This window comes from Microbacterium sp. K41, assembly GCF_004794395.1.
GTDB lineage: Bacteria > Actinomycetota > Actinomycetes > Actinomycetales > Microbacteriaceae > Microbacterium > Microbacterium sufflavum.
Genome location: NZ_SSDO01000338.1, coordinates 1 through 5,490, shown reverse-complemented (window position 1 = coordinate 5,490; position 5,490 = coordinate 1). Strand labels below are relative to the sequence as shown.

The 5,490-nt window shown below is 68.3% G+C and carries 4 protein-coding genes and 1 pseudogene; all 5 read right to left on the bottom strand.

Going from position 1 to position 5,490, the window contains the following annotated elements; all coding sequences use genetic code 11:
- Nucleotides 1-658 (bottom strand): annotated as a pseudogene (locus DW309_RS10160) (hypothetical protein); the annotation flags it as partial.
- 24 nt (nt 659-682) lie between these two features.
- A complete protein-coding gene (locus DW309_RS10155) occupies nt 683-1,495 on the bottom strand; it encodes a carbohydrate ABC transporter permease (protein ID WP_136031434.1) in 813 nt (270 codons plus the stop codon).
- Complete coding sequence (locus tag DW309_RS10150; RefSeq protein WP_136031436.1) at nt 1,495-2,370, bottom strand: carbohydrate ABC transporter permease; 876 nt, start codon at nt 2,368-2,370, stop codon at nt 1,495-1,497. The genes DW309_RS10155 and DW309_RS10150 overlap by 1 nt, the downstream gene beginning before the upstream one ends.
- 8 nt (nt 2,371-2,378) lie before the next feature.
- Nucleotides 2,379-3,653 carry an ABC transporter substrate-binding protein gene (locus DW309_RS10145; RefSeq protein ID WP_136031438.1) on the bottom strand — a complete coding sequence of 425 codons (1,275 nt, stop codon included), beginning with the start codon at nt 3,651-3,653 and terminating at the stop codon, nt 2,379-2,381.
- Nucleotides 3,654-3,789: 136 nt separating this feature from the next.
- The coding region (locus tag DW309_RS10140) for a class I mannose-6-phosphate isomerase (RefSeq protein WP_136045301.1) at nt 3,790-5,490 on the bottom strand (1,701 nt) is incomplete at its 5' end.

The window sequence follows — 5,490 nt, the reverse complement described above, 5'->3', positions numbered from 1 at the left end:
GGGAGATGGCGCCCGCCGGCACGGTGAGCACGGCCGACAGCTCGCCGCCGCGACCGTTGCCGCCGATGCCGGTGTCGAACGCGTCGGGCAGCTCGGCCACGCCGCTCAGCGCCGCGGATCCTCCGGTGAGGCCCTGCACGCTCCACGCCGCGGCATCGGCGGAGGCGAAGACGAGGCACTCGCCGTCGACCGTGGCGGTGTCGCGCTCGGAGGGCGACTCGGCGTCGAGCCAGGCGTCGGCGGAGCGGGTCACGCGTGCCGCGGCCGAGAGCCCGATGCGCACCTCGCGGTCGGTCGCTCCGGTGTTGCGCACCGCGATGTCGATCGCCACCGCCGTCCGCCCCGGCACGCACACGGTCGTCGTCTCGATCTCGAGCTCGCCCACGGTCGCCCGCCGCACCACCCGGTCGGGCCGCCACTCGTGCGTGACGGCGACGCCGTATGACGCGAACAGCCGGCCGTCGACGAACAGCACCGCGGTCTGCGTGAGCCCCTGCGACACGGGCGGGAACTGCACGGCGCTGAGCGCGGTGAGGTCGTGATCGACGCGCACCGTGCCGAGCATGTTCGTCAGGCCCGTGGGCGCGATCATGTCGTCGTAGTGATGTGTGACCGCATCGGCGACCAGATCCTCGACGGTGGGGATGAGGGGAATCATGATGCCTTTCGAGGCGGAGGGGGATCAGTACTGGCCGAGCGCGAGGCCCTTGGCGAAGAACCGCTGGGTGCAGAGGAACAGGATGACGGTGGGCAGCGACACCAGCACGGCCGCGGCGAGCACGACCGACATCTGCGCGCCGCCGTAGGTGCTCTGCATGCCCGACAGCGTGGTGATGATGGGGCGGATGTCGTCGGACTGGCTGAGCGTGAGGCCGAGCAGCAGGTCGTTCCACACGAAGGTGGCCTGCAGGATGAAGATCGCGACCAGCGCGCTCGACGCCATCGGCAGGTACATCCGGGTGAAGATGCGCCAGGTGGTGGCGCCGTCGAGCACCGCGGCCTCGAACACGTTGTGCGCGACGCCGGTGAAGAAGTTGCGCATCACGAACGCCGAGAACGGCACCGAGATCACGGTGTAGATCATGATCATGCCGAGCCGGGTGTCGAAGAGCCCGGTGCGGGAGTAGGCGTCGAACAGGGGCAGCAGCACCATCTGCAGCGGGAACACCGTGCCGCCGAAGATCACGACGAACCACAGGAAGCCGCGCTTGAGGCGCAGGGCCACGATCGCGAAGCCGGCCGCCGCACCCACGAGCACGGCGATGGTGGGCGACACGATCGAGTAGATGAGGGTGCTGACGATGCTGTCGCCGATGCCGGAGAGCTCGAGCGCCTGGCCGAAGTTCTCGAACAGGTGGAAGTCGGTGGGGATCCACGACTCCTTCGACGTGAAGGTGGTCGGGTCCTTCATCGCGTTGACGACCAGCAGGTACGCGGGCAGCAGCCACACGATCCCGAGGACGACGAGCACGGCGGTGCGGATGATCTTCGACATCACATCTCCTTCTTCGGGGAGAGCTGCTGGCGCAGGTACAGCACCGAGGCGACGAGGGTGATCACGGTCAGGAACACCGCGATCGCGGAGCCGAGGCCGTAGTCGCTGTTCACGAACGTCTCCTTGTACATCGTCAGCGCGAGGGTCTCGGAGACGGTGCCTGGTCCGCCCTTGGTCATGCCCCACACGATGTCGAAGGTCTTGAGGCTCGCGACGATCGAGAGTCCGACGACCACGGCGGTGAGCGGGCGCAGCATGGGCCACAGGATGCTCGTGAAGAGGCGGACGCCGCCGGCGCCGTCGATGCGCGCGGCCTCCAGGGGCTCCTTCGGGATGGCCTGGAGCCCGATCGTGAACAGCAGCGCGTTCACGCCGACGCCCTGCCACGACGAGGCGATGATCATCACGACGGTGTTGAGCGGGGCGTCGAGCAGCCACCGGGGCGGGTCGGTGATCCCGAACGCCGCGAGGGCCTGGTCGAGCGCGCCGCCCGAGGAGAGGATGAACGACCACACCACGCCGACGCCGATGCCGGAGAGGGCGTAGGGGATGAGGAACGGGAGGCGCAGCCAGATGCCCCCGCCGAGGTTCCAGGTGAGCAGCGCGATCGCCAGGCCGATGCCGACCGGGATGATCAGGGTGCCGATCACCCAGAGCACGGTGTTCATCGCGGAGCCCACGAAGTCGGCGTCGGTGAACATCTCGACGTAGTTGTCGAGCCCGATCCAGTCGGGGCTGCCGAGGCCGTTGTACGACGTGAAGCTGAGGAACACCGTCCACAGCAGCGGGAGGTAGAGCAGGACCGCCACCAGGATCACGCCCGGGGCGACGAAGCCCCGGGCGGACCACTGGTACGGCGTCTTCTGATGCGCCATCCGCTCGCTTACTCCTGCTCTGCCCAGTACTTGTCGGCCGTCGCCTGGATCTTCTCCAGGAACGGCATCGGGTCGCCCGGGTTGGCGTTGAAGGCGCCGAACTGCTCGATCGCGGTGGTCACGATCTCGGTGGGCATGGCCTCGAAGAACCGGTCGTAGAGGGAGTAGTCGTCGCCGGCGATCTGCTCGCCGAGCTCGGCCAGGGCGGGGTCGGCGACCTCGGCCTTCGGGTTGAACGCCACGTCGCCGTGGGCGTCGTTCCACGCGGTCTGCGCCTCGGGCGACATCCACCACTCGGCGTAGGCGAGTCCGAGGTCGCGCTGCTTCGAGTTCTCGGCCGTGCAGATCGGGCCGGACTCGACGGCCACCGGGGTGGTGTCGAGGTCGCCGTTCACCGCGGGGATCGCGAACATGCCGTAGTCGTCGGTGGTCATGCCGGCGCCTTCGAGGTTGCCGGCGAAGAACGTGCCGAAGTTGATCATGGCGTAGTCGCCCTGCTTGAGCCCGACCGCGGGGTCGGTGGTGCTGCCCGCGTCGCTGAACCAGCCGTTCTCCTGCTCCTCGAGCCACACGTTCATGACATCGACGATCTCGGGGTCGGTGTACTTCACGTCGCCCGTGGTGAGCCCGGCGTACAGGTCGGGGTCGGTGGAGGCGACGAGGTGCTGGAACCACTGGAAGGTGAACAGCACGCTGGTCTGGTAGTACGGGGTGACCCCGGCGTCCTTCAGGGTCTCGGCGGCGGTGTTCAGCTCGTCCCACGTGGTGGGCACCTCGATGCCGTTGTCGGCGAAGGCGGCCTTGTTGTAGAACATGATCCAGTAGGCGATGTTCATGGGCACGCAGTACTGCTTGCCGTCGAACGTGTAGCTGTCGCGCAGGTCTTCACTCACCCAGCCCTCGTCGACGGCCTTGCTCCAGATGTCGGTGGTCTCGGCCACCAGGCCCTCGTCGACCAGCTGCTTGAGCGAGTCGCCGGTGTGCCACGTGAACAGGCCGGGCGACTTGTCGGTGCGGAACGACTGCTTGATGAAGGCGTCGTACTGGTTGGCGTCGGAGTAGCCGGTGGTCTTGAGGGTGATGTCGACGGCGTCGCCGCTGACCTCGTTGAGCGACTCGAAGTCGGGCTTCCACGCCGCCTTGTCGGTGTAGAAGTTGAGCGTGCCGGTGACCTCTCCGCCCTCGGCGCCTCCGCCTCCGGAGTCGCCGGAGCAGCCGGCGAGAGCCAGGGTGCCGAGGAGGAGACCGGCCGCGGCGGCGGCGATCGTGCGTCGCGAAATCATTCAGAACTCCCTTGTTCGTATTGGTATCGTTACCAGAAATCTGGTCTCACGATACCGAGGTGATGACGGCGGTGCAAGGGATTCCCGGGTGGGATCCTCGCGGTGATGCCTCGTGCTGTGTGTCGGGTGTCGATGTTCAGTTGTCACCCATGCGCGTGCCGCGCACGGAGGCCTTGACGGTCGCGAAGCGCGGGCTCCGCGAGTTCTCGGTGCGCTCGATCCGGTACGCGCCCACCGCGGCCGGCACGATGAAGGTCTCGGCGTAGTGGATCACGAAGGGCTCGAACGCCGTGGTGGGGCTGACCACGCGCACCTCGTCGCCCTCCACCAGGTTGAGCACGTTGACCGTGCCGTCGGTGTCGTGATCGGCGCCCTGCGCGAACCAGTGCCGGCGCACCTCGATGAACTCCAGCTCATGCAGTCCGGTGCGCTCCTCGGTGACCTCGTCATCGGTGTGCAGGGTCTCGACGCGGTCGACCAGGTTCTCCATCACCCAGGTGGTGTCGCGGTCCCACTGGATGTTGCGGGCGCCGTGGTCGAGGTGCACGGGGCGGGGGATGCCGTCGAGGCCCACGCGGCCCCAGTCCCACAGCTTGAACGTGAAGATGAACGGCGTCGCCGAGATCTCCAGCACCATCGAGTTGGACCCCGATGCGTGCACGGTGCCCGCGGGGATCAGGAAGTGGTCGTGCTTGCGGGCGGGGAACGAGTTGACGTACTTCTCGGCGGGGAACGGGTGCTCGCCGTCCTGCGCGGTCGCCAGATCCTGCAGCATCTCGGCGGGGTCGATGCCCTCCTTGGTGCCCAGGTACACGACCGCGTCGTCGCCGACGTCGAGCATGTAGTAGCTCTCGTCCTGCGTGTAGTGCATGCCGAACGTGTTCTGGATGTAGTCCGTCAGCGGGTGCACCTGCAGGCTGAGGTTGCCGCCGTCCATCGTGTCGAGGAAGTCGAAGCGGATGGGGAACTCGGCCCCGAAGCGCGCGAACGTCTTCGCTCCGAGCAGATCGACCGGGCGGCTGAACACCAGGTCGAGCGCGGGCAGCTCGATCACGCCGCCGTCGCCCTCCAGCAGCAGCGAGTTCTCCTCGGGCACGCAGTCGAAGCACCACGCGTAGTTGTCCTTCGAGGGGTCGAGCCCGATGAGGTTCTTCATCCACTGCCCGCCCCACACGCCGGGGTCGAAGAACGGCACGACGCGGAACGGGCGGTGCGCCGCATCCTTCAGGGCCTGCCGGAAGGCGGTGCCCGTGATCATGCCCGCGTCGGGGGAGTCGGGGTGCGGTTCGGCCGGGGCGATCGCGTTGCCGTCGAGCACGAAGTCGAGCGTGTCGAACAGCGTGCGCTTGTGGCGGTCGGCCACCCGCCACTCCACGAAGAACCCGCGCTTGTACTTGCGCAGGTTGTCCTCGCCGGGGTTGTCGGCGCGCCAGTTCGTGGCCCCCTGGCGCTGCCGCAGCTGGATCTCCCAGCGGGCCATGTCGACCAGCACGGTCGCGGAGGCTCCGGCCAGACGGTCCTCGAGCAGCGCCGCGCCCCAGCCGACCACGACCGTCGGGGTTCCGGTGACCGCGGCCGCGAGGGCGTCGAGGCGCTCGGCGTCGTAGAGGTCGTCCAGGGTGAAGTGGCTCATGACGCCGAAGACCCGGTCGTCGGTGAGGTTCGGGGCGATCAGCCGCTCGACCTCGGCGACCGGACGCGCCGCGGTCTCCACGTCGGTGAGGGTCCAGGCGGGAAGGGCGGCCTCCACCTGGGCGGCGAGCGCGGGCACGTCGACGCCGGGGTAGGTGTCCACCAGCAGCACGGGCGCCGTGCCGGTCACGCGGGCGCGGGCCTC

Excerpts from the sequence above, each read along its gene's own strand:
- DW309_RS10145 (WP_136031438.1), bottom strand. The coding sequence starts at position 3,653 with ATGATTTCGCGACGCACGATCGCCGCCGCCGCGGCCGGTCTCCTCCTC.
- DW309_RS10155 (WP_136031434.1), bottom strand. The coding sequence starts at position 1,495 with ATGTCGAAGATCATCCGCACCGCCGTGCTCGTCGTCCTCGGGATCGTG.
- DW309_RS10150 (WP_136031436.1), bottom strand. The coding sequence starts at position 2,370 with ATGGCGCATCAGAAGACGCCGTACCAGTGGTCCGCCCGGGGCTTCGTC.